Raw genomic sequence first — 26,072 nt, 5'->3', positions numbered from 1 at the left:
GGAGCGCGGGGTATGGCGCGTTCAGGCGGTACGGGCCGCCGCGTCGCGCGCGAGGTCGCGGGTCCGGCGCATCAGCTCCGCCGCCTCCACCGCGTCCCGCCCGATGCAGACCGCCCCGAACTTGCCGTAGCGGGGCAGCGCACTGAGCATGTGCAACACCGTGCCGGTGCGCCGGACGTGGTCGTAGCGCAGCGGCGACCGCTCGACGGCGTCGATCAGCCGACCCGGGGTCATCCCCACCAACGTGGGGTCGGTGATGGCGTCCGACGCCTGGTAGACCCGCTCCGAGCGGCCCTCGGGGGCATCGGTGAACAGGCGGCCGTCGACGTCCGGCAGGGTGTCGAGCAACTGGCTGGCCATCACGAAACCGTGCCTGGTCCCCGTCGCGCGGAGGTTCAGTTCGCAGCCGAGCACCTGGAACGCGTCACCCCGGCGGGCGGCGATGAAGTCGACACCGTAGTCGCCGGTGGTGACGCCCCGCTCCACGAGGTACCGGCCGACCCGCAGGCCGTACTCCACCACCGTCGCCCGGTAGGCGGCGTCGGCCGGGAACGAACTGCCGACGTAGGTCAGCCCCACCCCGCCGAGCACCTGGTCGTGCGTCGAGACGCACTCGACGTCACCGCCGCGGGTCACCCGACCCTGGAAGCTGGGGCTGCGCAACTCGTCGGCCTCGACGAACTCCTCGGCGACGATGCCGGCGCGGGCGATCAGGGCGGCGAACTCCGCCCAGCTCAGCTTGCCGTCGACGAGGTGGCTGCCGGGCAGGCGTTCGGCCACCGCGCGGACCACCCCGGCGCGGTCGGTGCCGGTGACGTCGGTCAGATCGAGGGTCGCGTTGCCCATCCCCGCGCCGTACGCGGTGCTGCTCAGCTTGAGCACCAGCCTGCGGCGCCCGGCCAGCACGAGATCCGCGACCGCCTCGGCGAGCGCGCCGACGTCGTGGCACAGCGGGGTGCCCGCCGGCACGTCGATCCCGATCGTCCGGAACATGGCGCGGCCGGCGCTCTTGGTGCCGAGGGGGATGTGGTCGGCGTCCGCCTGGTCGCCGGGCAGGCCCAGCGCGGTGGCGTAGTCCTGGAGGTGGCGGGACGGTTCGAAGTAACTCAACTCGACCTCGGCGCCGGCCTGCCGCTCGGTGGTGACGAAGTCGCGTACGGCGGCGCGTAACCGCGTGGCTTCGGCGTTCGTCGGGTCGAGCAGCTTGTCGCTCAACCACCGGGGGGAGGAGTCGTCGAGGCTGCCGATCACGACCCGCTCCCGGCGGGGCGGCGACCCGCCGGCCCGGTCCTCGGCCCGATCTTCGGCCCGGTCCTCGGGCAACAGGCCGAGGAAGTACTCCACCTGTCGATCGGCGTCGACCATCCGGGGGGCGGTGACATACAGCAGCGTGCCGCCGCCCCGGCAGACCACCGCGACGATCGTCGCCCCGACCGGCCGCTCGGGAAACAGCGTCGACCCGCTCAACCGCTCCAACAACTCGGGGCTGCATTCCCGGCTCTGCACGGACACGACGGCACGACGGTTGCCGGTGACGGCCATCGCGATCATTCTCCTCGGAAACGACGTGGTGGGGCGGTCACGTCACCGGATGACGTGACCGACCCACTCCGACGGTCAGCTTCGGGCGACCCTAACACCGCCACCGGCGGCCCGAGGTAACAGATCCGTCGACGGCGATTCGCCCGTCACGGACGGGTCAGCGCTTTCACCACCGCGAATGCGCCGTCCTGCTGGAGTACGGTCCGGTGGTACAGCTCGGTGTAGAAGGCGCAGAAGAGCCGGTACACATTGGTGATGTGTTCCACCACCCGACGCCGGTCGTCGTCGGTGTGCACGAACGTCATGAGGACGTCCCAGACGAAGTCGGTGTGGTCGTCCTCCAGGTCGTGATTGACGTGCGCCTGCTGCCCCTTGGCCATGCCCGCGCCGAGGACCTGCTCGACATTCTCGATCCAGCCCGGCTGGGTCATCAACGAGACGTTCTCGATGAAGTAGGAGCTGGACAACGAGGCCAGCGGGCGACCCTCGTGTTCGAGCCCGTAGTAGAAGTAGCCCTGGAGCAGTTTGGTGGAGAACATCGGCTCGGTCGAGTAGATCTCCTCCCGGCTCACCCCGACCCGTTCCAGGTCCTTGGCGAACATCGAGTCGTGCAACATCTCGTCCTCGGTGTACGCACACCACTTCTTGGCCAGCACCGGGTTGTGCTTGGTGAAGTAGTGGATCGTCAGGGCGTCGATCCACCGCTTCATCCGGAGCCGGAGAATGATCTCGATGACGTGTCGCTGGTAGTAGGCCAGGTTGATGTCCTTGGCCCGGAACAGGTGATCCGCGCCCTCGACCTCGCGGTAGAACTGCTGCACCATCTCTCGCAGCAGCTCGTCGACCTCCTGCTTGAACTCGGCGTGCTCGTTCCTGGTCATCTGGCTGCCGGCCCCTGTCGTTCGTCGGATGGCGCAGCCGGAATCGCGTACTGCCGGCTGCGGCGGGTGATGGTGGTCTTGTCGGGGAGGTGACGATCCAGCATTTCCAGCCCGCGGGCGACGCGCCGGACCCGCTCGGCGGTCCGCGTCTCGCTCGGCGGGTCGTAGGGGTGCTCCTGGACGCTCGCGCCCATCTTGAGCATGACCGGCGCGGCGATCTGCACGATCTCGGCCAGCTCGTAGAACCGGATGAAACCGCCCTTGGTGCGGTAGACGTCGGTGGGCACGTCCATCGGAAGCCCCGGGTTGAGGCGACGGATCTCCTGCATCATCGGCAGGCCCAGGTCGTGCGCCAGGGTGATGCTGTCGGCGCCGTTCTCGGCGAAGATCCTGGCCAGGAAGGGATTCGTCGGCATGCAGTGGCTGGACGTCTTGAATACCAGGTCGGACGGGAGCAGCCCGTCGGTGCGCAGCTCCGCGAGCACCCGCAGCACGCCGATGTCATAGACGGTGATGCCCCGGCAGCCCAGCGCCGCGAGCCGGAGCGCCTCGGCCACGCAGGCCCGGATGCCGTCGCTGTTGTTGATCTGGCGGCCCATCTCCAACCCGAAGCCGGTGCGGTAGAAGGCGCTCTTCGTGTCGTACTCCGGTCGGGGGCCCAGGCTGATCACGATGCCGTGGTCGTTCTCCCGGCACAGCGCGAACATGTCGGACAGTTCGGCGTCCGAGAGCAGGAAGGAACCCAACGTCTCGTTGAATCGGGTGACCCGGACCCCCTGGTCGTTGAGCAGTTTGACGATGATCTCCAGATCGCGCATCGAGTTCACCGCGGGGATCTCGACGCCGAACTGGCCGCCACCGTCGAACTCGCCGTCGGAACGGTGGAATTCGACGTTGTCGGTGAAGGGATATCCCCTGGCCGACAGCCAGTCCCGGGCCGTACCTGCGGACATGGTTACGTCAGTCACGCGATCTCCTGTCGGGGTGCCGGGGTCAGGGTGATGCGTAGTGCGGTGGCGAGTGTCGTCCTGGCGGCCGGCGTCGGGGCGTGCACCAGGCACAGCAGCCGGTCGAACTCCCCGACCTCGGCGGCGAAGAAGTCGTCGACGCTGCGGTTTCCGGAGCGCGGCCGGTATCGCCAGAAGTCGCTTCCGACCGTGCCGCCACCGTGTACGACGACCCCGGTGCGGGAATCGAACCGGCATTCCGGCGACAGTTCGGCGGCCAGCCGACCGGCGAGGTGCCGCAGTTGGTCGGGGTCGGAGCCGTCCAGGGACGGATAGCAGCGGATGTCGTCGTGGACGGTGAACCGGTGCATCAGCGCGTACGCCTTCGGCGTGTAGGTCTTCATGGCGACCAGTTCCGGAAAGTCACCGAGCCGCCGGGTGATCTCGCGGAACATCCGGGCGACGAGACCGAAGGCCACGGTGCCCCCGTGCTGTTCCTCGGCGACCAGCAGGGTCTCGATGTAGGTGAAGGGCCGGCCGTCGCAGTCGCGTGCGGTGGCGGCGATGAGACCGACGCACCCGTTCGTCGTCTCGGCTGTGACGAGGTGGTCGCTCTCCCGCAGGATGTGCTGTTTGGTGGTCAGGTAGTCGGCCACCTGGTGACGGGGCATCGACCGGGCCAGGTCGGTGCGTATTCGGTGGACGAAGTCCGGTGGGATCGAGGCGGCCCCGTCGAAGTAGCGGAACCGGACGTGACTCATCGAAAACTCCACCCCCGATCGATCTGGTGTTTCCCTGCGCCATTATGCATCGATATAGATGGAACTGATTTCCGCAACACTCTACGGGCCGGGTCGCCTCGGCAGACGATCGGAGCCGTCTTTGGGGAAGTCTGCAACGACGGACAGATCGGACGGCGGCGCTGCCGCCCGATCTGTCATCGACAATTACTCACGTCAATTAATAAAGCGGTGCTCCCCGAGCTGGGTCAGGCGGCGGTGGACCAGATGGCGCGGAAGGCGGCGGCCTCACCGGCCAGCCACTGCTCGACCTGAGCCGACCTGACGTGCTCGGGCGTCCGGTGCGCCACGCCCCGCCGGACGTCGACCAGGACCGGCTCGGCGTGCGGCAGCACCGCATCCATGTGTCGGGCCATCAGGTGCAGGGTGGCCAGGGCCGCCTCCTCGCTCGGCGGGGCCTCGTCGAAGTGCAGCCGGACCGCCTCGGCGTGACCGTCGGCGTACCGGATGCCGAAGTGGGGGTTGATCTTGACGGGTAGGTCGCCGAGCATCGCGAGGGCGTCGCGGGTCTGCGCCAGGTCGATGCCGGCCGGCTCGCCCAGCGACTCCAGCCAGGCCGTCGCGCCGGGCACCAGCGCCTGGTAGAGCGGACGCCAGCGCGGCTTGACCACGTCGGCCACGCCGGCCAGGTGGGTGCCGCCGGTGTGGAAGGCGATGTCGGCCTTGAGCGCCTTGACGAACTGGCCGTGCGGGTTGAAGCCGTGCCGGCTGGCTCGCTGCTTGCGCAGCCCGCCGACGAAGCTTGCCTTGGTGGGCCCGGTGCGGTCGACGTACCGGGTGAAGCCGAGGAGGGTGGCGTACGGCGTGAGGGGGGCGTTGACGGGCGCGGTCACGAGCGTCCTCCCAGGTCAGGAACTCGATTAGTACATACATTCTAATCGACGGGTGTGACATCTCCCAGGGTCTGGAGGAGGTTCCTCTCGTCCCGTCCAGTCGAGCCTTGCGGTGTCCAGATCCACCTGGCGGGGGTTGACGTAGAACGGTCCGTTTGTGGCATACGCGATGCAGGTCTGGACGGACTCCGCGGTGACCGTCCAGACCTACTTTTCGGGGCGCTGGCCAGCGACCAGCCGACCGAGATCTTCAGCTGGACCGGACAGCGGCCGTGTCCGCGCTGCTCAGGAGCCCTGGAAGGCCCGCCAGAACGGCGGCTCGTCTTGACCGGCCGGTGCTGTGGCGCCCGACACCGGCAGTCCCGGCGCCGGGTCCAACACCAGCGGCCGCAGCAGCCGAGCCACGACCAGGCCGACCACCACCGCGATCAGCGCTCCGATGGTGTCCTGGTCGGCGCTGTTGACCGGCGGGCTGCCGGCCATTGCGGTGAACAGGCTGCCGACCGGTAGGAGGAACGCTGCCGGGAGCCACGCACGACCTGACCGCCGCCCGCGCCCACGGCATCATCGACGCTCTGACCAGCTCGATCGTGATGACCTTCGCGGACAAGGGCTACCAAGGCGCCCACGGCAGCGTGCGCACCCCGTTCGAACGGCGCCGCTTCCGGCCGAAGCTGTCACGCCGGCAGAAGGCCGTGAACCGGGCGCGCCGGGTGTGGCCCGGCAATACTCCGGCTCGTCAGCTCCGGCGCGGCGGCAGGCGGTGCTGGTCGCGCCGTACGGCAAGGTTTGTATTCGTGCTCGTCCGGTGCCGAACATCCGAGCACCATCGGAGCACCGCGCGATCAACACGAGGCCCGCCACCCAGGGACCCCTGCTTCCCTGCCGGACGGGTCCGCTGTTGTGGCGCAGCCGCCAGTCAGGAGCGTGGCGCGGAGATCCGCAGGCGCGGGCGCGAGCAGGCCGACGCGCTGCTCGGGGCGGCCGACGCCGGTACCAGCCCCAAACCGCCCGACATGGCGAACGCCTCCCTGCTGCTCTAGACCGGGCTGCGGGTCGGAGAACTCGTCGGCCGTCGGAGGTACTCGCGCAACTTCCCGACGTTGACAGCTGAATACGCAGCATCAGGGATCAGGCGCAGCGAGGTCCGCAGGGTAGGTGAAGACACCGGTAACCCGAGTCGCTGGGTTTCCTCCGTAGTTGACGACGGCACCGGCACTGGCCGGGGCGGCCCGGATATCGGTGCCGGCGTATCCCAGCGGAGTAACAAACACCCCCCAGGTTGCGATCCACTCCTGCGTGGTCCCGGTGTCCGGGTCGGAGATCCGCTCGGCAACTGGGACCACTCGGCGCTGCGCGATGTAGCCCTGACCCACGCACGACTGCACGAGAGACCGCCACCGCTGGTCGGAGTGCTCCCATCCCGCGTGAATCCCGGCACCGCCGAAGTCACGGCGCGGCTTGAGGATCATATGCTCACGTTCGGTCAGGCAGCGGCCGACGAGTTCCGGAGTCAGCAGACGAGTCCACGGCAAGATCCGATCCAGCATCCGGCGCTCGGCGGCGGTACAGATTCCAAGCCCGGGATCGGAGAGTATGCTGAGGGCACCTTTGTTCGAGTAGAGCGAGCTGTCCATCGTGGTCCACAATGTCACATTGCCGCTGTCGTGTGCGTCGAGAATCGATGCGATGACATCCTCGTCGTCAACGGCGTGGTCGATGGTGAAGTAGCGCAATACCACATCCACTCGGCTACCGTGCAGATAGAGTCGGCCGCCGCGGACACGTACGTCACCGAGCTCACCCAGGAACACCGGCGTCCCCAGGCTGCGTAGCATGTCCGCGCTCGAATCCAGCAAGTGCCGGTAGCGGGCCAACTCGCCGTTCGCGCAGATCATCGCAACAGCTGGATCCGAACAAGGTGCGGCATTTTGCAATGCCCGGTTCACATGCTCTCCGGTATGAACGAACGACAGCCGGTGCGTCTCGGCGAACCGGCTGAAATCCGGCAGCGCAAGCAATGCCGAGTTTAGTACAGAGCGGTCAATCCCCCCCAGATCGCTGGCGACATTCATCTCCAGGATCCGGAATGATCCACCGTCGTGGTAAAGGTCGACCCGGCCATATCGGGTGATCGGTTGGCGAGAAAACGACCGCAGTAGAGTTGACCGACGTTGGTCGATACCGAGCGCTGCGCAGTACCTGATCACATCCCCGTCGTACAACCGATCCGGCAGCGAGGTGAGCAAGTCGAAGACAGTGCAGATGTCGGCGGCGACAGAATCGATCTCCTGCTGCGCGACGAACAGCGGGCGGGGCAACATGCGGGACCCCCAACACGTGCGATACGACGCTGGCAGCGGAGCATCACGCAGTGCACTTATTAGCCCGGAGCCTTCCGCGCTGCTCTCGCGCAGATAGTGATCGGTCACCAGATTCATGATTGTGCCTCCATTGGCAGGTCGCGCATGCTGCGCAGCGGCGACGCCAGTAGTACAGCGACGGCTAGGAACACTCCGAGGCCGGCCACGACCAGCCCTCCTCGTGCGCTCAAATGCTCGCCCGCAAGGCCGCCAACCAACGCACCCAGCGGAAGCGCCCCCCACATCAGGAACCGAACGCTGGCGTTCATCCGGCCCAGCAGACGGTCCGGGCAGATTGCCTGCCGGAAGCTGAGGTTCGCGACGTTGAACACGGACAGAGCCACATGCAGCAGCATGTATCCGGCAGCGAACAGAACCATTTGCAGGCCTGCGCCGGCAGCCGGCAGGAGCAGGAAAGAGGGCACGCACACCAGCTCCGCCAGCCAGATCACGCGTGCCCTCCCGAGCGCACCGGCCACCGGACCGGCGACCAGAGCTCCCAGGATGCCGCCCACCCCGGCCAGCGCGAGGAGGATGCCTACCATCCAGTCCGGCAGCCCAAGTTGCCTAACCAACAACAGGATCACCAGCGGCTGCATCATCCCGTAACAGAAATTGAAGATAGCAGCGGCTGCTGTGGTAACCCGCAGAAGCGGATTGGCCATGACAAACCGTAGACCTTCGATGACATCCGCGGCGATACTACGCCTGCCCTGCTTCGGAATGGGCGGCTCAGATGTACGGATCCGCCACAGCATTGCAGCGGATCCCAGGTAACCTACCGCCGAGACTCCGATTGCGCCGACCGCAGTGGCGAGTTGAGTTAGCATCCCCCCCAAAGCCGGTCCGCCCGCAACGGCCGCCGATCGACTCGACTCCAGTCGCCCATTGGTGACGACCAGTCCTGCGCGACCGACAAGCATCGGTACATACGACTGGTAGGTCACATCGAAGATCACCTGGGACAGCCCAGCGGCGAGAGTGATTATCAGCAACTGGGTGAACGTGAGCCAGTCAAGCCACCAGAGCACCGGCACGGCGAGCAACGATCCGGCACGAACCAGGTCGCAGCCAATCAGCAGTGGACGTTTGGACACTCGGTCGGCGAGGACGCCAGCGGGAAGAGCGACCAGGAGAAATCCCACCGTCTGGGCAGCCGCTAGCAAACCTAGATGAAAGGGGGTGACGGCGAGGGTGGTAGCGGCCAACAGGCGGACCGACACGTCACCGATTTGCCCAGCAACAACGCTGGATGTCTGCCCAATCCAGAGCAGCCGGAAGTCGCTGTTTGTGGAGGAAACCGACACACCGCTGAGGCTCACATCTGTGTAGTCATCTGACAACTGAGTGTGACCTTAGTCACAGCCATCAATGGAATGCTGTGTCGTTACTGCTCGAGCTGCCACAGTGGATTCATGACGCGCCTAACGGTCTGGGGCGGCTCGTAGTGGCACCAGATTCCCTCTTCGTGTATGGCAGCTTAACTTTCCCCCAGGTGTTGACAGCCGTCCTTGGCAGGGTTCCGACCTCCCGGCTGGCACATGCCCACGGGTGGCGGGCCGCAGCGCTGCTCGATCGGCCGTTTCCGGCACTGATGCCGGCGCCCGGCGCTACGTGGGGAGCACGAATCGTCGGTCTAAGCGACGATGAATGGCGAATCATGAACGCCTTTGAAGGGCCCGGGTACGACCTCGCGGCGATCGAGCTGTGCGCGCTCGGGTCTAGCTGGACGTACCGCTACGACGACACAAAGCACCATTGGCAGGTAGCGACCTCCGACTGGGACCGCGCCCATTTCGCTCGTCACGAGCTTGCCGCGTACCAGGATCGCTGTACCGCGTGGCGGGCGCGCTACGACTCCGGTGACAGCCGCGAGGATCTGGTCAGGCGCTTCGGGACCGTCAGTGGCTCGCCTAGCCGGAGCGCTGGCCAATCGACCGGGGGATCTGAATTGACCAGCGCCAACGTGCCGGCCTATCGGCCGGGGGATCTGAATTGACCAGCGCCAAAATGCCGGCCTACGCCGCAACCGCATCGTGCCCTGTATAACCACCTCACCCCCTGGAGGCGGCTGTGTCTTCGCCAACCACGAGCAGTGGTACGGCCTTCGCCCTCATCGACCGCACACTTCGGCGCTTTCCTGAGTACCGTGCGTGGCGAGCTGGGCTACTGACCCGAGACGGGTACTGCGCCTGGGTCGCCAGCCAACGTGACACGCTCAGTGCCACCGGCCTCGACGATGACATGCAGCATCTGTCTACCCGCTTCCCAGCTGATGATCACAGCTTTGTCATGGACGTACTCGCCGATCTCGCCGACGCCGGCCTCGTACCGGAGGCGCGCTATCCACGGCCCGAATTCGAGCGGCTGGCAAACCTGGTGGTCGACCGGTTCGAGCACGCCGGGCGTACGACGTTCATCTTCCCAGAAGAAGCCAGACTGCTGTTTGCCCTCGCGCACCAGGTACGACCGCGCAACGCTGTTTTCCTCGGCTCCTACTACGGGTACTGGGCGATCTGGGCAGCTCCTGCCGTGCTGGCCAGCGGTGGCCGGATGACCCTGGTAGATGTCGATGCCGACGCGATGGCGACGGCACGAAGCAACATGGCCGCGCTCGGCTTCGCCGACTCAGTCGACTTTGTGGTGGCCGACGCCATCGATTTCGCCCAACACCAGTTACGGGACGTGGACCTGTGCGTACTGGATGCCGAAGGCCCCAAGGAAGGACCGGTCCCAGACCTGTTGGACAAGGCGATCTACTTCCCGATTACGCAGGCAGTGACGCCGGCTCTGCTTCCCAACGCACTCCTGGTGGCACACAACGTCCTGCTGCAGAATCTAACCGCGAATGCCTACTTCGCGGGCCGAATCGAGCACAACCGGGCGCAGTTCGGTAAATGGATGACGCACCTGACCGAGCACTACAACGTCCACCGCGTCTACCCCAGCTCGGAAGGGACCGGCGTGTACCGGAAGCTTGGGTCGCCGTGTGCGGGGTGGTAGGCCTGTTCGTCGGCTGCTTAGCGACAACCGAGTGCCCGAGGTCGGCCCTGCTCACGGCCCGCGCGTCGCAGGCAACCGATGTGTCAGAGGCCACCCGAGCAGCAGGCGATGGCGCGAGCGATCACCGGATCGTAGGGGATTCGCCCCCCTACCGTAGCGCATTCGGATCTTGGTTCGAGAAATCCAGCGTCCGCCGATCGCCGCGCCGGATGCTTGACGAGGCCGGCGGCGCACACATGTTCCCGCCGGAACTTGTCGCGTTGACCCGGCACGACATGGTCCGCGCGTTGCCGCCAGCCCTTTTCGAACAGATCCTCACCCAGCACCTGTACCGCTACCTTGACTTCACCACGAAGCTGGAACTGCTCGTCGTCAACAAGACGGTCCTGGCGATCGCCAACGGCGGCGTCGACCTCCATCTGCCAGATGAGATGGTCTTCGACGCATACAAGATCTACTGCGATGAGGCGTACCACGCTCTGTTCTCAGCCGATCTCATCCGCCAAGTGCACGCCCGCACTGGACTACCGCCTCAGCTCGACGAACGACCGTACTTCCTCACCCAGTTGCGTCGCCTGCAGGAGTCGGTCGAGCCGCAGTTGCGTGCGCTGGTGGAGCTGCTGTTCGTCGTATGTTCTGAAACGCTGATCTCCGCGACGCTCGCCGAGGTGCCCGATGACCCGCGGGTCGACACCGCAGTACGCCGGTCGATACGAGACCATGCCGCTGACGAACGTCGGCATCACGCGTATTTCGCCGCTTTCCTGAAGTTCTTGTGGTACGAGATGGACAGCGGTCAGCGACGCGCCATGGCCCGGCTTTTGCCCGACCTGCTGCTCGCCTTTCTGCGTCCCGACCTGCCGGCGATCCGGTGTGAACTCGCCGGGTACGGGTTCAACCGTGACCAGATCGAACAGATTCTCGCCGAGGTGTACGACGATGGCACCGTCAATGCCTACGCTCGAGACACCTCGCGCCAGACGATGCGCTACTTCGCCGCGGTCGGCGTGCTGGAAGACCAAGCCGCCTGTAACCGCTTCGCCGAGCTCGGTCTACTGGAGGAAGGGCGATAGTGAGTCAGTTCGTACGCCCAGTGACGGCCGGCGACCTGGAACAGGTGCGCGCCATCTACAACCACGCTGTCATTCATACGGATGCCACCTTGGACACTGAGGAGAAGAGTCCTGCCCAGATGCTCGACTGGCTCGCCGCGCACCAGGGCCGCAACGCCGCGCTGCTGGTCGAACGGGACAGTCGAGTGCTCGGCTACGGCACACTGAGCCCTTTCGCCACCCGAGGTGGCTATTTCGCCAGCACCGAGATATCCATCTACGTCGCACCGGGCGACCAAGGACGCGGCGTGGGCACCAGCCTGTGCGCGGCGTTGACCGGGCTGGCCCGCGACGAGGGCTACAGCACCGTCATGTGCTTCATCACTGACACCAACATCGCATCGATCCGGATGGTAACCGCCGCCGGTTACAAGTCCTCCGGCATACTGTGTCATATCGGATTCAAGCTCGGCAGACTGGTCAACCTCGAGGTGTACCAACACGTCTTTGCCGAGAACCTGGCCCGGTACGATCAAGATCACGATCTGCCGGCGACGGAGAGGAGCACATGATGAGCGGCTACGTTTTCGACCAACACGTCGCCGAGCAACCCGACGTGGTTGCGACGTTGCTGGACCAGGACGGCATTCCGGCGTTGGATCTGAACCGTCCGATCGTCTTCAGCGGCATCGGGACCTCGCTGCACGCGTGTCGCATCGCGGCGACCTGGCTTCGGCTGCTGAGCCAGGGCCAGGTCCGACCGGCTGCTTTGGACGCGCACGACGTGGCGCTGCGCGAGTCGCTGCGCCCGGAGGATCAGGTCGTCGTAGTCAGCCACCGAGGGACGAAGCGCTATCCCAACGCGGTGCTCGCCGCCGCCCGCAAGGCTGGTGCCCGCACCATCACCGTCACCGGACAAGGGTCCACCGAACCGGACGCCGATGTAGTGATTCGCACCTGCCCGCAGGAACGCGCCAGCACTCACACCATTTCCTACACGTCCGCGCTGGTCGTGCTTGCCCGAATCGTCGCGGCCTCGCTCAGCGGCAGCGGCGCGTCCTGTGGCGAGGAACTGTCCACAGCGCTGCGCCAGATCCCGCAGGCGATGCGGGACACACTGGCCCTGCCGCTGCCAAAGATCGCCGTTGACGCCGTTGTCCGTGGATTGCCGACAATTGTCACCGGCACCGGGCTGGACGCGATCACCGCCGCCGAGGCAGCGCTCAAAATCAAAGAGGGCACATACCGGTGGGCCGAGGGGATGCACACCGAGTTCGCCCTGCACGGCACGCCCGCCGTGTTCTCTGCCGAGGTCAGCGCTTTCGTGCTGGTTGCGGAGGCAGATGACGGTGGGCGCAGCGATGATCTGTGTACGCTGCTGCGGACGTTAAGCGCGCCGGTGCTGACAGTCAGCACCTCACCCACGGCTGATCTCGGGTTCGCCGAGACGCACCCGCTGCTGCGTCCGCTGGTCTCGGTTCTGCCCTTCCAACGTCTGGTGAGTGCTGCGGCAGCCGAGTTGGGTGCCAACCCAGATCTGACTCACGTCGAAACCGAGCCCTGGGGCAGCGCCATCAAGGCCGTTCCGCTGTAGGGATCGGCCAGCGTAGCGGTGACGAGGCGGTTCGACCTGACCACCGAGCTTTCGGAGTCCGTCAGCGGGTAGCCCGCATCGACAGCCTCTACCAACGTGGCAACTATGCCGAGCCGGTCCGCGCGCTGCCCGACACTGCGCCTTTCTCATCGTGCGTAGCGGTCTGCTTCGACGCGGTGCAGGACGAGGATGGCCTGCACGGTCGTGGTCGCGCGGCGGGGGCAGCAGCGCAGCTTGACCAGGATCTTCCAGGTCTTGAGGGTGGCGATCGTGCGTTCGCCACGGGCGCGGATCTTTGCGTGCGCCCGGTTCACGGCCTTCTGCCGGCGTGACAGCTTCGGCCGGAAGCGGCGCCGTTCGAACGGGGTGCGCACGCTGCCGTGGGCGCCTTGGTAGCCCTTGTCCGCGAAGGTCATCACGTTCGAGCTGGTCAGAGCGTCGATGATGCCGTGGGCGCGGGCGGCGGTCAGGTCGTGCGTGGCTCCCGGCAGCGTGGCGGAGGCCCCGACGAGTCGACCGGCGGCGTCGGCGATGACCTGGACGTTCACGCCGTGGCGTCTGTGTTTGCCGGAGTAGTAGGGCTCCTGGTCGGCGACGCGGTCGATCGGGATGAGGGTGCCGTCCAGGATCGCGTAGGCCAGGAGCCGGATGCGCCGCATGGCGGTGTTCAGGTCCTTGGCAGTGGCGCTGATCAGGGTTGTTGCCTCTTGGACGTAGCGCCGGGCGGTGGCCACGCCGATCTCGAAGCCGGCCGCGAGGTGCGTGTAGGTGTCGCCATTACGCAGATGGGCCAGCACGAGCAAGGCCTGGCGGCCGGGGTTCAGACGACGCCATCGAGATCGGCGCTGCTGGCGGTGAGCGCGGATGCGGTCGGCGAGGTGGTGGAGGGTCCGGCTGGACAACGGGATCGTGGCAGGGTACGACAGCATGGCGAGGCTCCCGGTCGGGGCTTCGGGTCTTGGTCGACAGCTGTCCTACCTGGAGCCTCGCACCCACCGACCACCGGCCCGCCACACCCACCCTGAGCTGCAAGATCAGCTTGGAAAAGGCTCACTGGAACGAGGTCGCTCTGGAAGCGGACCGGGTCACCCACACGACGGGTGATCCGACCGAGGCGGGGACGCGGGGCCCGCTCGGCAGTTCGCGGGCGCTGGCCATCACCCACCTCGCCATGCACGACGCGTTCTTCGGCATCGCCGGCGGGCAGGAGCCGTACCTCGGCAGCCGGCCGCCGATGCCGCCGACCGGGGGCGACGTGGCCGCCGCCGTCGCGGGCGCGGCCCGGGCGACGCTGAGCGCGCTCTACCCGGCGCAGCGGGACCACTTCGCGGCACGGCACCTCGCGGCCGGGCTGGTCGACGGCAAACACGCCGCCGAGAGCCACGACTACGGGCGGCGGGTGGCCGGGGAACTGCTGGCGCTGGCGCCGGGGCGACCCTGGTCACGGCGACGAGGGCTACGTGCCCTCGCTCGCCCCGGAACACCACCGGGAGGACCCGGACAACCCCGGGCAGGTTTCTACGCGCCCTTCCACGTGCCCGCTCAGCCCTGCTTCGCGGTCAGCGTCCGCCACCGTCTCGACGGCCCGCCGCGTCCCGGCGACCGGGCCTACCGGCGGGCCCTGCGGCAGATCCGCGGCAAGGGCATCGCTGCGCACCTCACCGGTACGCTGCCCGACCGGTTCCCGCAGCGGACGCCCACCGAAACCGGCATCGGGCTGTTCTGGGCCTACGACGGTGCCAAGGGCCTCGGTACGCCACCACGGCTGTTCAACCAGATCGTCCGGCGGGTCGCCCGGGCGCGGAGCAACGACCCGGCCGCCAACGCCAGGCTGTTCGCACTGGTCAACACCGCGATGGCGGGCGGCGGGATTCTCTGCTGGACCGAGAAGTACCGCCACGACCTGTGGCGTCCGGTGGCCGGAATCCGGGAGCACGACAGTGCGCTGAGGCCGACCGGACAGGGCGGGGCGGAACTGGACCCGGACCCGCCAGCCACGTCCCCAACCTCTCGGGTCAGTACAGCTAGAGCTGCCCGACGTCCGTCACCCGGACCACGGCGGCCCCCGCTTCGTCCGAGGCGGCCAGGTCGACCTCGGCGCTGATCCCCCAGTCGTGGTCGCCCTCCGGGTCGTCCAGGATCTGCCGGACGGTCCACTTCTCCCGCCCCTGCTCGATCATGAGCAGCGCCGGCCCTCGGGCGTCCGGCCCCACCCCGATCCCGTCGTACGCCTCGAAGTACGGCTCCAGCGCCTCCGCCCAGGCGTCGGCGTCCCACCCGGTCGCGCCGTCCAGCTCGCCGAGATCCCACCAGCGGCGCAGGGCGGCCAGCTCGACCCGACGGAACAGCGCGTTGCGGACCAGCACCCGGAAGGCGCGGGCGTTGCGGGTGACTGCCGGCACCCGCTCCTCCAGCGACGCGTGGGCCAGGGCGGCGTCGGCGACGTCGGAGGGGTTGCGCAGCCGCTCCCACTCGTCGATCAGGCTGGAGTCGACCTGGCGGACCAGCTCGCCCAGCCACTCGATGAGGTCGATCAGCTCCTCGGTCTTGGCGTCCTCCGGGACGGTCTGCCGCAGCGTCTTGTAGGCGTCGGCGAGGTAGCGCAGCACCAGCCCCTCGGACCGGGTCAGCCCGTAGAACTGCACGAACTCGCCGAAGGTCATCGCGCGTTCGTACATGTCCCGGACGACGGACTTGGGGGAGAGCTGGTGGTCGGCGACCCAGGGGTGCCCCTGCCGGTACATCTCGTACGCGGCGTGCAGCAGCTCGGCCAGCGGCTTGGGCCAGGTCACCTCGTCGAGCAGCTCCATGCGGGCCTCGTACTCGATGCCGTCGGCCTTCATCGCGGCGACCGCCTCGCCGCGCGCCTTGAACTGCTGCGCGGACAGCACCTGGCGCGGGTCGTCGAGGATCGACTCGATCACGCTCAACACGTCCAGGGCGTACGACGGGGACTCGGCGTCGAGCAGCTCGATGGCGGCCAGGGCCAGCGGCGACAGCGGCTGGTTGAGCGCGAAGTCGAGCTGGAGGTCGACGGTGAGCCGGACCCGTCGGCCGGTCTCGTCGGGCTCGTCGAGCTGCTCGACCACCCCACCGGCGCGCAACGCCCGGTAGATGGCCACGGCCCGGCGGATGTGCCGACGCCGGGCGGCGGCGTCCTCGTGGTTGTCGGTGAGCAGGTGCCGCATCGAGGTGAACGCGTCGCCCGGCCGACCGATCACGTTGAGCAGCATCGAGTGGCTGACCTGGAAGCTGGAGGTGAGCGGCTCCGGCTCGGCGTCGACCAGGCGTTGGAAGGTCGGCTCGCCCCAGCCGATCGAGCCCTCCGGCGGCTTCTTCTTGACCACCTTGCGCCGCTTCTTGGGGTCGTCACCGGCCTTGGCCAGGGCCTTCTCGTTGTCGATGACGTGCTCGGGGGCCTGCACCACCACCCGCCCGAGGGTGTCGAAGCCGGCCCGCCCGGCCCGGCCGGCGATCTGGTGGAACTCGCGGGCCTTGAGCAGCCGGGTACGCACCCCGTCGTACTTGCTCAGGCCGGTGAACAGCACGGTGCGGATCGGCACGTTGATGCCCACGCCCAACGTGTCGGTGCCGCAGATGACCTTCAGCAGGCCGGCCTGGGCCAGGGTCTCCACGAGCCGGCGGTACTTGGGCAGCATGCCGGCGTGGTGCACGCCGATGCCGTGGCGCACCAGCCGGGACAGCGTCTTGCCGAAGCCGGAGGTGAACCGGAAGTTGCCGATCGCGGCGGCGATCATGTCCTTCTCGGCCCGGGTGCAGACGTTGACGCTCATCAGCGCCTGGGCGCGTTCCAGCGCGGCGACCTGGGTGAAGTGCACGACGTACACCGGGGCCTGCTTGGTCTCCAGCAACTCTTCGAGCGTCTCGTGCAGCGGCGTCATCGCGTACGAGAAGATCAGCGGGACCGGCCGCTCGGCCGACCGGACGACGGCGGTCGACCGCCCGGTGCGCCGGGTCAGGTCGTCGACGAACCGGGTGGTGTCCCCCAGGGTGGCCGACATCAGCACGAACTGCGCCTGCGGCAGCTCGATGATCGGCACCTGCCAGGCCCAGCCCCGGTCCGGCTCGGCATAGAAGTGGAACTCGTCCATCACCACCTGGCCGACGTCGGCCCGCGCCCCCTCGCGCAACGCCAGGTTGGCCAGGATCTCGGCGGTGCAGCAGATGATCGGGGCGTCGGCATTGACGCTGGCGTCGCCGGTGAGCATGCCGACGTTCTCCGCGCCGAACACCTCGCAGAGCGCGAAGAACTTCTCCGACACCAGGGCCTTGATCGGGGCGGTGTAGAAGCTCGTCCGGTTGTCGGCCAGGGCGGTGAAGTGCGCCGCGATCGCGACCAGGCTCTTGCCCGAACCGGTCGGCGTATTCATGATCACGTTCGCGCCGGAGACGATCTCGATGACCGCCTCCTCCTGGTGCGGATAGAGGTCCAGCCCCCGCTCGGACGCCCAGCCGGCGAACGCGTCGAAGAGGGTGTCGGGGTCGGCGCTTCGAGGCAGCGCGGCAGTCAGCGTCATAGCGCCCCCATCGTGCCCGCACCACCACCCCGCACGCCAGCCGGGCCACCCCGCCCCCGGCCGCTGCGGCCTGACCCGCCCCCGCCTGTCGTGGTCCGGCCGGCCTCGCCCAGGTCGGGGGCGGGTCGAAGTCGCGGGATCGCTGAGCTGCGGCATCGCCAGCGGACGGACACCGCCGGCCGGGCGGTATCGCACCGATCGCGGAGACCTCGTCGGTCAGGGGCGGCGGCGGTGGATCAGGTCGAAGACGGGGCGGCCGGCGGTCAGCGCCCGGCGTTCGAACTTGGTCACCGGGCGGTGGTCGGGGCGGGGCGCATAGCCTGCGTACACGTCGTCCAGCTCGGGGTCGGCGGTGAGGGTCGAGCGCATCGACCCGGCGTACTCGGCCCAGTCGGTGGCGCAGTGCAGGGTCCCGCCGCCGGTCAGCCGGGAGCGCAGCAGCGCCACGTGCGCCGGCTGGATGATCCGCCGCTTGTGGTGCCGCAACTTGGGCCACGGGTCGGGAAAGAACACGTGCACCGCGTCCAGGCAGCCCGGCGGCATGGCCCGGACCAGGTCCAGCGCGTCGCCCTCGGCGATCCGGACGTTGCGCAGACCGTGGCGCTGCACCAGGTCGAGCAGGTGGGCGATGCCCGGGGTGTGCACCTCGACCGCCAGGTAGTCGCGGTCCGGGTCGGCGGCGGCCATCGCCGCGGTGGCGTCACCCATCCCGGAGCCGATCTCCAGCACCACCGGGGCCCTGCGGCCGAAGAACCCGGCCGGATCGACCGGCCCGTCGAGGTCGGCGATCCCGATCCCGTACGCCGGCCAGAGTCGGGTCAGCGCGTCGGTCTGCCGACTGCTCATCCGACCCCGACGGGGATGGAAGGTGCGGATCCCGGTGGCCGGCGGGGCCACCGGGACGGCGGGGTTCGGGTCGATGGAGGTCACAGCGACCCGAGCGTACGCGACGGTTCCGCCGTATCGGAGGTGCCGTCGGGCGGAGGGTGAGACGATTCATCCCGTACGGCAGGTCGGCGTCCGGGTCGGTCCGGCGCTGCCCGGGGGCGCCGGAAGGGGGAATGGTGTCGATCGCGCTGCACCGCACCGCGCTGGCGGTCGCCGTCGGTGCCCTCGTCCCCGCGCTGTGGCACGCCGCCCCGCTGTCCGCCGCTCCTTCGGCGGCTGCTCCGTTGGTCGCCGTGCCGGTGGTTGCGGTGCCGGTCGCCGCTGCGGTTCCCGCGCCCGGTCAGCCCGCGCCGGACCAGGGTGGGGACCCGCAGCCGCCGCCCGGCGTGCTCTTCGTCGAGGTGACCCCGGGCACCGTCGAGCCGGGTTACCTGGTCGGCATCGAGGCGAGCTGCCACGACAACTCGATCCCGGCGACCGTCGTCTCCGACGCCTTCGGCCGGGTCCAGGTGCAGCCGCAGCACGGGCTGCTCACCGCCGCCCCGATGGTCAAGGACCGGGTCCGGCCGGGCAACTACCGGATCAAGCTGGAATGCCCGGACGGGGCGACCGCCTCGACGGCGCTCCAGGTGGTCAAGAAGGTGAAGCCGAGCCCCGGGCCGCACACCGGCTTCGGTGGTGCGACCGGCGGCGGGCTGCCCGGTGGGCTGCTGGTGCCCGGCGGGCTGGCACTGACCATCGCCGGGGCCGTCGTCGGGATCGTGGCGGCCCGTCGGCCGCGTGGCGTCGCCGGGAGCTGACCATGCCCCCACCGCCGGTCCCCTCAGGTCCCCGTAACGGCCCGACCCCGCAGCCGCCCACCTCCGGCCTGCAGATCTTCCACCCCACCCCGCCGCCGCCCGTCACCACGCCCCCCGCCACGCCGGTACCGCCGTACGGTGGCCCGGCCGGTGCGCCGTCGCCAGCGGGCGTGGCCCCGTCGGGTGCGGGGTCGACCGTGGCCCCGTCGGGTGCGGGGCCGACGCGTGGTCCCTGGTCGGTGCCGCTGGCCGTGCTGCTGGTGCTGCTCGGGGTCTTCGCCACCGGTGCCGGGCTGGGGCGCACGGTCGGGCCACTGGACTGGACCGACACGCCGCCGCAGCGTCCGGCGGCCGATGCCCGAACGAGCCCCCCACCAGGCAGCCTGCCGGCCAGCCGACCGGTCCGGCTCACCGTCCCGGCGATCAGGGTGGCCGCCCCGGTGGCCCCGGTCGGTCAGGCCCGGGACGGGTCGATCGACGTCCCACCGCTGGACCGGCACCACGAGACCGGCTGGTACGACCGGGGCCCGACCCCCGGTGAGCCGGGCCGGGCGATCATCGTCGGCCACGTCGACTCGAAGGACGGGCCGTCGGTCTTCTACGACCTGCGCAAGCTCAAGCCCGGCGATCGGATCGAGGTGACCCGGGACGACCGCCGGGTGGTGGTGTTCCGGGTCGACTCGGTGGAGTTCTTCGACAAGTCGGCCCTACCCGCCGACCGGGTCTACGGCGACAGCGGAGCACCCGCCCTGCGGTTGATCACCTGCGGCGGCCAGTGGACCGGCGGGCGTACCGGCTACGCCGACAACGTCGTCGCCTTCGCCTCGCTGGCCGAAACCCGCTCACCCTGACGCCACCCGCAGGCGCCGGCCGGACCCCGTTCCCCCCGACCCCGCGCCCGCAGGCGCCGGGCCCTGTTCCCCCTGATCGACGCGGCCCGTGCCGCGCACGATATTGCGGGGACACCGTCGGGCGGCGGTGGCAGGATCGGCGCGGTGACGGCGGACGTGGTGCGGCAGGCGTTCAGTTGGATCGAGTCGGTGGCGGTGCCCGCCGACGGTGGTCTGGGGTGGCAGGAGGCAGGCGAACGTTTCGACGATCTCTATGCCGGGACCGCCGGGGTGCTGCTCGGCTGTGCCGAGGCCATGGCCACCGGCCGCCATCCTGCCGTCACCACGACGGACGGTGGCGTCGCCACCGCAGCGGGGTCGGCGCTCGACCGGGTCGCGGCCGGTGCCCGGGGCCGGTTGGTGCATCTTGCCCGGCACGAGCCGGACGCCTCGACGATGCCCGACGACGGGTTGTTCGACGGCTGGGCCGGGGTGGCGGTCGCGTTGCGCGCCTGGGCCCGGGTCTCCGGCGACCGGGCCGCCCTCGACACCGCCGCGTCGGTGACGGCAGGGATCGCCGAACGGCTGCTGCACCGACCAGTGGACCCGGGCCGGTGTGCCGACATCATCTCCGGCGACGCGGGCATCCTGCTGGCCCTCCTCGACGCCCTCGACGAGGGTTCCGACAGCGTGGTGGTGCAGGCGGCCCACGTCCTCGCCGACGGGCTGGTGGGGCTGGCCGAGGAACAGCCCGACGGGCCGCACTGGCGGATGCGGGCGGGGGACGAGCGCCTGATGCCCGGCTTCTCCCACGGTACGGCCGGCGTCGCCTACGTCCTCGCCACCGCCGGCGTCACCCTGCATCGCGACGATCTGCACCACATCGCCGTCCGCGCCGCCGACGGCCTGCTGGCCCTGGGCCGCCGCCCCGGCGGATGGGCGCTGCCGCTGTTGGTTCCGCCCCGCCCGGACCGCCCGGCGGTCACCTTCGGCTGGTGCCACGGCCCGACCGGTACGGTGCGACTCTTCGCTCTCCTCGACGCCGTCGACCCGCAGCCCCGCTGGGGGCAGGCCGTCGAGGAGTGCCTGGGGGCGCTGCGCGACAGCCGTGTCCCGCAACGGCTGTACCCGGGGTACTGGGACAATCTCGCCCGCTGCTGCGGCACCGCCGGGGTCGGGCAGGTGCTGGTCGACCGCTTCCAGGACGCCGCCGACCCTGCGCTGCTCACCTGGGCGAACACGCTCGCCGAGGACGTGCTCGCCCGTACCGTGTCCACCCCGGCGGGCGGCACCTGGTCGAACACCGCGCACGCCAGGACCCCGCCGGAACTGCCGCCGGAGCCCGGCTTCATGCAGGGTGCCGCCGGCATCGCCGGCTGGCTCGCGCGGCTGGCCGCCCCCGCCACCGCGCCCGTCCTGCCCTGGCTCTGACCGTCCGCCGGCCGTCTACTCCTGCGGGTAGCGTCGGCCATGTCGATCGGTACGGCCGTGGCAGGTCGACGTCGTCGGACGGTCCCCGTCGGGCTGACGGCGCCGGCTCCCCGTCGGGCTGACAGTGCCGGTTTCCCGTCGGGTTGACGGTGCCGGCTCCCCGTCGGGCCGGTGCCGGTGGAGTCCCGGCGCGGCCCGACGGCATCGCTGTTCAGCCCTTGCCGGTCACCTGCTGGACCACCTCGAACTCCAGCAGCGTCGCGCCGGAGGCGACCGGTCGCCGCTGCTCGCCACCCTCACCACCGGCGTGCGCGGCCCGGGATGGCCCGGCGGCCCACGCCTGGTACGCCTCCTCCGTCTCCCACCGGGTGTAGACGAAGTAGCGGCTCTCCCCGGCGACCGGGCGCAGCAGCTCGAAGCCGAGGAAGCCCGGGGAGTTCTCCACCGCGCCGGCCCGCGCGGCGAACCGCTTCTCCAACTCCTCGCCGGCACCGGGCGGGACGTCGATCGCGTTGATCTTCACGACTGCCATCCCACCACCCTAGCCCCGCCCCTGCGGCCGGGGCCGTCCGGCGGCCAGCCTGGCCGTACGCCGTCGGTGGTGCCCGCGCGACGCGGAGCTGCCGTGCAGGATGCGGCGGGCGGACCCGGGGCGGTGCGTGGTGTGCGGGCTGCGTCGCCCGGTCGCCGGCCGGGTGGCGGGCGGGTGGCGGGCGGGGGCGGGCAGCCGCCGGCAGAGTGGTGGGGAGCAGCGCGGCCAGCGCGGGACGGTCAGTCGGCGGGTGGACGGGCCCAGGTCAGGAAGCGGTCGGTCAGGTCGGCCTGGCGACCGCTGTCGAGTTGCGTCAGGTGGTCGGTCGCCTCCACCGACAACCGGGACAGCAGAATCAACCATCAGGAACAGGGTCCGCCGCCGCACCGCGTCACCGGCACCATTCAGCTCGTACGCGTCGATCCACACCCACCCGTCGTACGTGTGCCAGTCGGTCAGCACCCGGATGACCCGGACCGTGATCGGCCGGCTGAACTGCACGCTCGCCTCCCTGGTCAGGTGTAGCAGGTCACCGGCGGCGACGGCTACCCCGGGCACTGCGGCCCCCGGTTGCACCGCCCCGCCCAGCGGTGCGCCGGCACGACGCCGGTGATCCGGCCCGGCCCCCGGTAGGGCGGGATGAACGGACCGATCGGGCCGGGGACGCTCGGGCGCGCGGGTGGTGGGGGCGGCGGCGGGGGCGGTGGGTTCGGGGCGGGTGGTGGTTTCGGCTGCTCCTCGGGCACGGCGGGGTCCCTTCTGTCCGTGGGGTGTTGGAGGAGGGGCCGTCCGGTCCCCTCCTACCGGGCGGCCCCTCGGCAGACGCGACCGGTGGGGATCTCACACCGACCGGCGGCGTCGCTCTGAAAACCACCCTGCCGAGAGTTGCGGTCCGAACACACCGCGTAGCAGGATGGCGGCGACCGTTCAGAACGTCCGGAGGGGACTCGGGATGAATCGGGCAGTGATCGAGGCGATGACCCAGAGCGGCGAGACCGCCGAGAGTCTCGCCTCCCGGGTGGGGGTCGACCCCAAGACCGCCGCGCGGTGGGCGAGCCATGGACGGATTCCCCAGACCCGCCACCGCGCCCAGGTTGCCATGGCGCTGGGCAGGGACGTCCTGGAGTTGTGGCCGGAGGCGCTGCGGCGGCGCGAGCCGGTGTGGTTCCGCCGGTGGGCCGACATCGAGCGTGAGGCGATCGCGTTGCGCGGGTTCGAGCTGGCCTGGATTCCCGGGCTGCTGCAGACCGAAGCCTACGCACGGGCGACCCTGGCGGGTGAGGCGCTCACCGAGGAGGAGGTCGATCAGCTCACCAAGGCGCGGATCGGCCGGCAGTCGGTCCTGCACCGGGCCCGCCCGCCGTTGCTGGTCGCCGTCATCGACGAGGCGGTGCTCCGCCGGCCGGTGCGGGGGCGGCCCGAGCTGATGCGCGAGCAGTGCGCCCACCTGGCCGAGTGCGCCGAGCTGCCGACGGTGCAGGTGCACGTGGTCCCGGCGGACACCGGGATGTACGCCGGCCTCGGCGGACCGTTCATCGTGGCCGACCTCGACGACGGGACGCGGGTGGCGCATGTGGACGGTCAGGTGCGGGCGCAGATCATCGACCAGCGTCAGGATATCGCTACCTTGGAGCAGCGGTGGGCGCGCATAGTGGGGGAGGCCCTGCCTCGGGCGCAGTCCCTGGATCTCATTCGGAAGGTGGCGGCAGCATGGACGTGACCGGTGCGCGGTGGCGCAAGAGCACCAGGAGCGGCAACAACGGCGGCAACTGCGTCGAGGTGGCGGACAACCTGCCCGGCGTCGTCCTGGTCCGCGACACGAAGGACCGCGACGGCGGGATGTTGACCTTCACGCCGGGCGCGTGGCGCGGCTTCGTCGACCTGGCCAAGGCGTCCCACCCCCGCTAGCCGACCTGGCCAAGGCGTCCCGCCCGCCAAGCTGTCCCGCCCCGCCAGCCGACCCGCCAAGGCGTCCCGACCCGCCAGCCGTCCAGCCGGGGCGTCCCGCCCCCCTGGGCGGGCAACGGCGGCGCTGCCCCGGGGCGGCGGGTCAGGGCGTGTCGACGGCCGGCGGGAGGTCGGTGTCGACCACGATCGGGGCGTGGTCGGAGGGGCCCTTGCCCTTGCGGGCCTCCCGGTCGACGTACGCGGAGCGGACCGTCGCGGCCAGTGGCGCGGAGGCGTACACCAGATCGATCCGCATGCCCTTGTTCTGGTGGAACATGCCGGCCCGGTAGTCCCAGTAGGTGTACGGGTGCGGCCCCTTCATCGGGGTGGGCACCACGTCGCTGAGCCCGAGGTCGCGCAGGGCGGCCAGGGCGGCCCGCTCGGCGGGGGTGACGTGGGTGGAGGTGGCGAAGAGCGCCGGGTCCCAGACGTCGGCGTCGGTCGGGGCGACGTTGAAGTCCCCGCAGACGGCGACCGGCCCACCGGCGGCCACCTCCGGCGACAGGGCGTCCCGCAGCGCGGCGTACCAGGCCAGCTTGTAGGCGTAGTGCGGGTCGTCGACCGCCCGGCCGTTCGGGACGTACACCGACCAGACCCGGACGCCGGCGCAGGTGGCGGAGATGGCGCGCGCCTCGGGCTGCGGAAAGCCCGGTTCGCCGGGGAATCCGACGGTGACGTCGGTCAGGCCGGCGCGGGACAGGATCGCCACCCCGTTCCACCGGCCGTCGCTGTGGCTGGCCACCTCGTAGCCCAGCTCACCGACCTCGGCGGCCGGGAAGGCCCCGTCCGGGCACTTGGTCTCCTGCAGGCACACCACGTCGGGGGCGGTGCCGGCGAGCCAGTCCAGCAGCCGGGGCAGCCGGGCCTTCACCGAGTTCACGTTCCAGGTCGCCAGGCGCATGTGCCCAGCCTGCCGCATCCCGGCCCGCCCCGCCGGGTCGGCCCGCCAAGCCGGCGACTCCGCCGGGCCGGGACTCCGCGTCGCTGCCCGGCGTGCCGGCGACTCCGCCGGGCCGGGACTCCGCGCGGCCGTCCGGTGAGCGGCGGTGCGCCGACCGGCGCCGACCCGCCCGGCGGCACGCGCGTGGCGGCGTCCCGGGTGGGGATCGCCGCCGTCGGCGTACGGGTGGGTCAGGCGCCCGGGGTGTCGCCGGGCCGGGTCTGCTCGGCGAGAAAGCGCTCCAGCTCGGCGCCCAGCTCGTCGGCGGTGGGCAGCGGGCCGGTCTCGGCGGCGAGCAGGTTCTTCTCGCCCCGCCCCCGGGCGAACGCGTCGTACTGCTCCTCCAGGGCGGTGACCAGTGCGGCGGCCTCGTCGGTCTGGGCGACCTGCCGGTCGATCTCCACCCGGACCACCTCGGCGGCGGAGCGCAGGCTGTCGTTGGGCAGCAGCAGGCCGGTGCTGCGGGACACCGAGGAGAGCAGCACCTCGGCGGCGGCCGGGTACTCGGTCTGCGCGACGTAGTGCGGCACGTGGGCGGAGAAGCCGAGGGCGTCCCGGCCGGCCTGGCCGAGCCGGTATTCCAGCAGGTGCCCGACGCTGCCCGGGACCTGCACCCGCTGCAACCACGGCTCGTAGCCGGAGATCAGCTCCCGGCGGGTGGCGTGCGCGGTGACCCCGGTGGGCCGGGTGTGCGGGACGGCCATCGGGATCGAGTTGAGCCCGACGGTGAGCCGGACGTCGAGCCGGGCGGCCACCGCGCTGACCGCCGCCACGAACCGCTCCCACTGCAGGTCCGGTTCCGGGCCGGTGAGCAGGAGGAACGGCGTCTCGTCGTCGTCGTGCAGCAGGTGCAGGGCCAGCTCGGGGGCGTCGTAGTCCTCCCAGTGGTCCTCGACGAAGGTCATCACCGGGCGGCGGGACCGGTAGTCGAAGAGCTGGTCGACGTCGAAGGTGGCGATCGTGCGGGCGTCCAGCGAGGTGAGCAACTGCTCGCGGGCCAACCGACTGGCGTTGCCGGCGTCGACGAAGCCGGTGAGCGCCTGGATCAGCACCGGCTGACCGAGGTCGGGCAGATCGTCGGTGAGCTGGTACAGCTCGTGTGGGTCGAGCACCGGTCGGACCTCCTGAGGAAACGCGCGTACGGGCGGCCG

The 26,072-nt window shown here is 69.9% G+C and carries 25 protein-coding genes and 1 pseudogene; 12 read left to right on the top strand and 14 right to left on the bottom strand.

Features of this window, described 5'->3' with window-relative positions; all coding sequences use genetic code 11:
- Positions 1 to 21 precede the first annotated feature (21 nt).
- From GA0070216_RS16545 to GA0070216_RS16520, 6 genes are all read right to left on the bottom strand, one after another.
- Complete coding sequence (locus GA0070216_RS16545) at positions 22 to 1,542, bottom strand: peptide ligase PGM1-related protein (RefSeq protein WP_141723113.1); 1,521 nt, start codon at positions 1,540 to 1,542, stop codon at positions 22 to 24.
- Between the two features lie 146 nt (positions 1,543 to 1,688).
- On the bottom strand, positions 1,689 to 2,423 hold the full coding sequence (locus GA0070216_RS16540; RefSeq protein ID WP_091246641.1) for an iron-containing redox enzyme family protein: 735 nt from the start codon (positions 2,421 to 2,423) through the stop codon (positions 1,689 to 1,691).
- Positions 2,420 to 3,391, bottom strand: a complete 972-nt coding sequence (locus tag GA0070216_RS16535; RefSeq protein ID WP_141723112.1) for a peptidase — start codon at positions 3,389 to 3,391, stop codon at positions 2,420 to 2,422. Before GA0070216_RS16535 ends, GA0070216_RS16540 begins: the two co-directional genes overlap by 4 nt.
- Positions 3,388 to 4,131 (bottom strand): hypothetical protein, encoded by a 744-nt coding sequence (locus tag GA0070216_RS16530; RefSeq protein ID WP_091246637.1) that lies wholly within the window; start codon positions 4,129 to 4,131, stop codon positions 3,388 to 3,390. The genes GA0070216_RS16535 and GA0070216_RS16530 overlap by 4 nt, the downstream gene beginning before the upstream one ends.
- Before the next feature lie 227 nt (positions 4,132 to 4,358).
- The gene (locus GA0070216_RS16525) at positions 4,359 to 5,003 is read right to left on the bottom strand and encodes a hypothetical protein (RefSeq protein ID WP_091246634.1); all 645 of its coding nucleotides are present in this window, start codon (positions 5,001 to 5,003) and stop codon (positions 4,359 to 4,361) included.
- 285 nt (positions 5,004 to 5,288) lie between these two features.
- Complete coding sequence (locus GA0070216_RS16520) at positions 5,289 to 5,486, bottom strand: hypothetical protein (protein WP_091246632.1); 198 nt, start codon at positions 5,484 to 5,486, stop codon at positions 5,289 to 5,291.
- Positions 5,487 to 5,521: 35 nt separating this feature from the next.
- Here GA0070216_RS16520 and GA0070216_RS16515 point away from each other — a divergent pair.
- Positions 5,522 to 5,710, top strand: a pseudogene (locus tag GA0070216_RS16515) (IS5/IS1182 family transposase); the annotation flags it as partial.
- Positions 5,711 to 6,127: 417 nt separating this feature from the next.
- Here the strand turns inward: GA0070216_RS16515 and GA0070216_RS16510 are convergent.
- Complete coding sequence (locus tag GA0070216_RS16510) at positions 6,128 to 7,444, bottom strand: circularly permuted type 2 ATP-grasp protein (protein WP_141723111.1); 1,317 nt, start codon at positions 7,442 to 7,444, stop codon at positions 6,128 to 6,130.
- A complete protein-coding gene (locus GA0070216_RS16505; RefSeq protein ID WP_091246628.1) occupies positions 7,441 to 8,709 on the bottom strand; it encodes an MFS transporter in 1,269 nt (422 codons plus the stop codon). The genes GA0070216_RS16510 and GA0070216_RS16505 overlap by 4 nt, the downstream gene beginning before the upstream one ends.
- A gap of 38 nt (positions 8,710 to 8,747) precedes the next feature.
- On the opposite strand from GA0070216_RS16505, the gene GA0070216_RS16500 reads away from it, so the two are divergent.
- From GA0070216_RS16500 to GA0070216_RS16480, 5 genes are all read left to right on the top strand, one after another.
- Entirely contained in the window at positions 8,748 to 9,365 is a 618-nt protein-coding gene (locus tag GA0070216_RS16500) for a gamma-glutamylcyclotransferase family protein (protein WP_342670746.1), read from the top strand.
- Between the two features lie 293 nt (positions 9,366 to 9,658).
- A complete protein-coding gene (locus GA0070216_RS16495; RefSeq protein ID WP_176738993.1) occupies positions 9,659 to 10,369 on the top strand; it encodes an O-methyltransferase in 711 nt (236 codons plus the stop codon).
- 209 nt (positions 10,370 to 10,578) lie between these two features.
- Positions 10,579 to 11,442 (top strand): diiron oxygenase, encoded by an 864-nt coding sequence (locus tag GA0070216_RS16490; RefSeq protein WP_245722537.1) that lies wholly within the window; start codon positions 10,579 to 10,581, stop codon positions 11,440 to 11,442.
- Positions 11,442 to 11,993, top strand: coding sequence for a GNAT family N-acetyltransferase (locus tag GA0070216_RS16485; protein WP_176738992.1), 552 nt, complete (start codon positions 11,442 to 11,444; stop codon positions 11,991 to 11,993). Before GA0070216_RS16490 ends, GA0070216_RS16485 begins: the two co-directional genes overlap by 1 nt.
- Complete coding sequence (locus tag GA0070216_RS16480; RefSeq protein WP_176738991.1) at positions 11,993 to 13,015, top strand: SIS domain-containing protein; 1,023 nt, start codon at positions 11,993 to 11,995, stop codon at positions 13,013 to 13,015. The genes GA0070216_RS16485 and GA0070216_RS16480 overlap by 1 nt, the downstream gene beginning before the upstream one ends.
- A gap of 146 nt (positions 13,016 to 13,161) precedes the next feature.
- Here GA0070216_RS16480 and GA0070216_RS16475 read toward each other — a convergent pair whose 3' ends face one another.
- A complete protein-coding gene (locus GA0070216_RS16475; protein ID WP_091246616.1) occupies positions 13,162 to 13,944 on the bottom strand; it encodes a transposase family protein in 783 nt (260 codons plus the stop codon).
- Between the two features lie 110 nt (positions 13,945 to 14,054).
- Here GA0070216_RS16475 and GA0070216_RS16470 point away from each other — a divergent pair, with 110 nt between their 5' ends.
- Complete coding sequence (locus GA0070216_RS16470) at positions 14,055 to 15,119, top strand: hypothetical protein (RefSeq protein ID WP_141723109.1); 1,065 nt, start codon at positions 14,055 to 14,057, stop codon at positions 15,117 to 15,119.
- Here GA0070216_RS16470 and GA0070216_RS16465 read toward each other — a convergent pair.
- Together GA0070216_RS16465 and trmB are read right to left on the bottom strand one after the other, a co-directional pair.
- Complete coding sequence (locus tag GA0070216_RS16465; protein WP_091246612.1) at positions 15,040 to 17,553, bottom strand: DEAD/DEAH box helicase; 2,514 nt, start codon at positions 17,551 to 17,553, stop codon at positions 15,040 to 15,042. The genes GA0070216_RS16470 and GA0070216_RS16465 overlap by 80 nt on opposite strands.
- Before the next feature lie 216 nt (positions 17,554 to 17,769).
- The gene (trmB, locus tag GA0070216_RS16460; protein WP_218108218.1) at positions 17,770 to 18,399 is read right to left on the bottom strand and encodes a tRNA (guanosine(46)-N7)-methyltransferase TrmB; all 630 of its coding nucleotides are present in this window, start codon (positions 18,397 to 18,399) and stop codon (positions 17,770 to 17,772) included.
- 215 nt (positions 18,400 to 18,614) lie between these two features.
- On the opposite strand from trmB, the gene GA0070216_RS16455 reads away from it, so the two are divergent.
- From GA0070216_RS16455 to GA0070216_RS16445, 3 genes are all read left to right on the top strand, one after another.
- A complete protein-coding gene (locus tag GA0070216_RS16455; protein WP_176738990.1) occupies positions 18,615 to 19,241 on the top strand; it encodes a hypothetical protein in 627 nt (208 codons plus the stop codon).
- 2 nt (positions 19,242 to 19,243) lie between these two features.
- Entirely contained in the window at positions 19,244 to 20,092 is an 849-nt protein-coding gene (locus tag GA0070216_RS16450; protein ID WP_091246608.1) for a class F sortase, read from the top strand.
- A 144-nt stretch (positions 20,093 to 20,236) separates the two neighbouring features.
- Entirely contained in the window at positions 20,237 to 21,502 is a 1,266-nt protein-coding gene (locus tag GA0070216_RS16445; RefSeq protein WP_176738989.1) for a lanthionine synthetase LanC family protein, read from the top strand.
- A 211-nt stretch (positions 21,503 to 21,713) separates the two neighbouring features.
- On the opposite strand, the gene GA0070216_RS16440 is transcribed toward GA0070216_RS16445, so the two are convergent.
- A complete protein-coding gene (locus GA0070216_RS16440) occupies positions 21,714 to 22,034 on the bottom strand; it encodes an antibiotic biosynthesis monooxygenase family protein (protein WP_091246605.1) in 321 nt (106 codons plus the stop codon).
- A 952-nt stretch (positions 22,035 to 22,986) separates the two neighbouring features.
- On the opposite strand from GA0070216_RS16440, the gene GA0070216_RS16425 reads away from it, so the two are divergent.
- On the top strand, positions 22,987 to 23,754 hold the full coding sequence (locus GA0070216_RS16425; protein ID WP_091246882.1) for a DUF5753 domain-containing protein: 768 nt from the start codon (positions 22,987 to 22,989) through the stop codon (positions 23,752 to 23,754).
- Positions 23,751 to 23,942, top strand: coding sequence for a DUF397 domain-containing protein (locus GA0070216_RS16420; RefSeq protein ID WP_091246880.1), 192 nt, complete (start codon positions 23,751 to 23,753; stop codon positions 23,940 to 23,942). The genes GA0070216_RS16425 and GA0070216_RS16420 overlap by 4 nt, the downstream gene beginning before the upstream one ends.
- Positions 23,943 to 24,084: 142 nt before the next feature.
- On the opposite strand, the gene GA0070216_RS16415 is transcribed toward GA0070216_RS16420, so the two are convergent.
- Together GA0070216_RS16415 and GA0070216_RS16410 are read right to left on the bottom strand one after the other, a co-directional pair.
- Positions 24,085 to 24,882 (bottom strand): exodeoxyribonuclease III, encoded by a 798-nt coding sequence (locus GA0070216_RS16415; protein ID WP_091246879.1) that lies wholly within the window; start codon positions 24,880 to 24,882, stop codon positions 24,085 to 24,087.
- A gap of 230 nt (positions 24,883 to 25,112) precedes the next feature.
- Positions 25,113 to 26,033, bottom strand: coding sequence for a proteasome assembly chaperone family protein (locus GA0070216_RS16410; protein ID WP_091246600.1), 921 nt, complete (start codon positions 26,031 to 26,033; stop codon positions 25,113 to 25,115).
- Positions 26,034 to 26,072 lie beyond the last annotated feature (39 nt).

Source organism: Micromonospora matsumotoense, from assembly GCF_900091525.1.
Taxonomy (GTDB): domain Bacteria; phylum Actinomycetota; class Actinomycetes; order Mycobacteriales; family Micromonosporaceae; genus Micromonospora; species Micromonospora matsumotoensis.
Note: the sequence above shows the minus strand (reverse complement) of the source record. Positions and strands in the feature narration are given on the sequence as shown.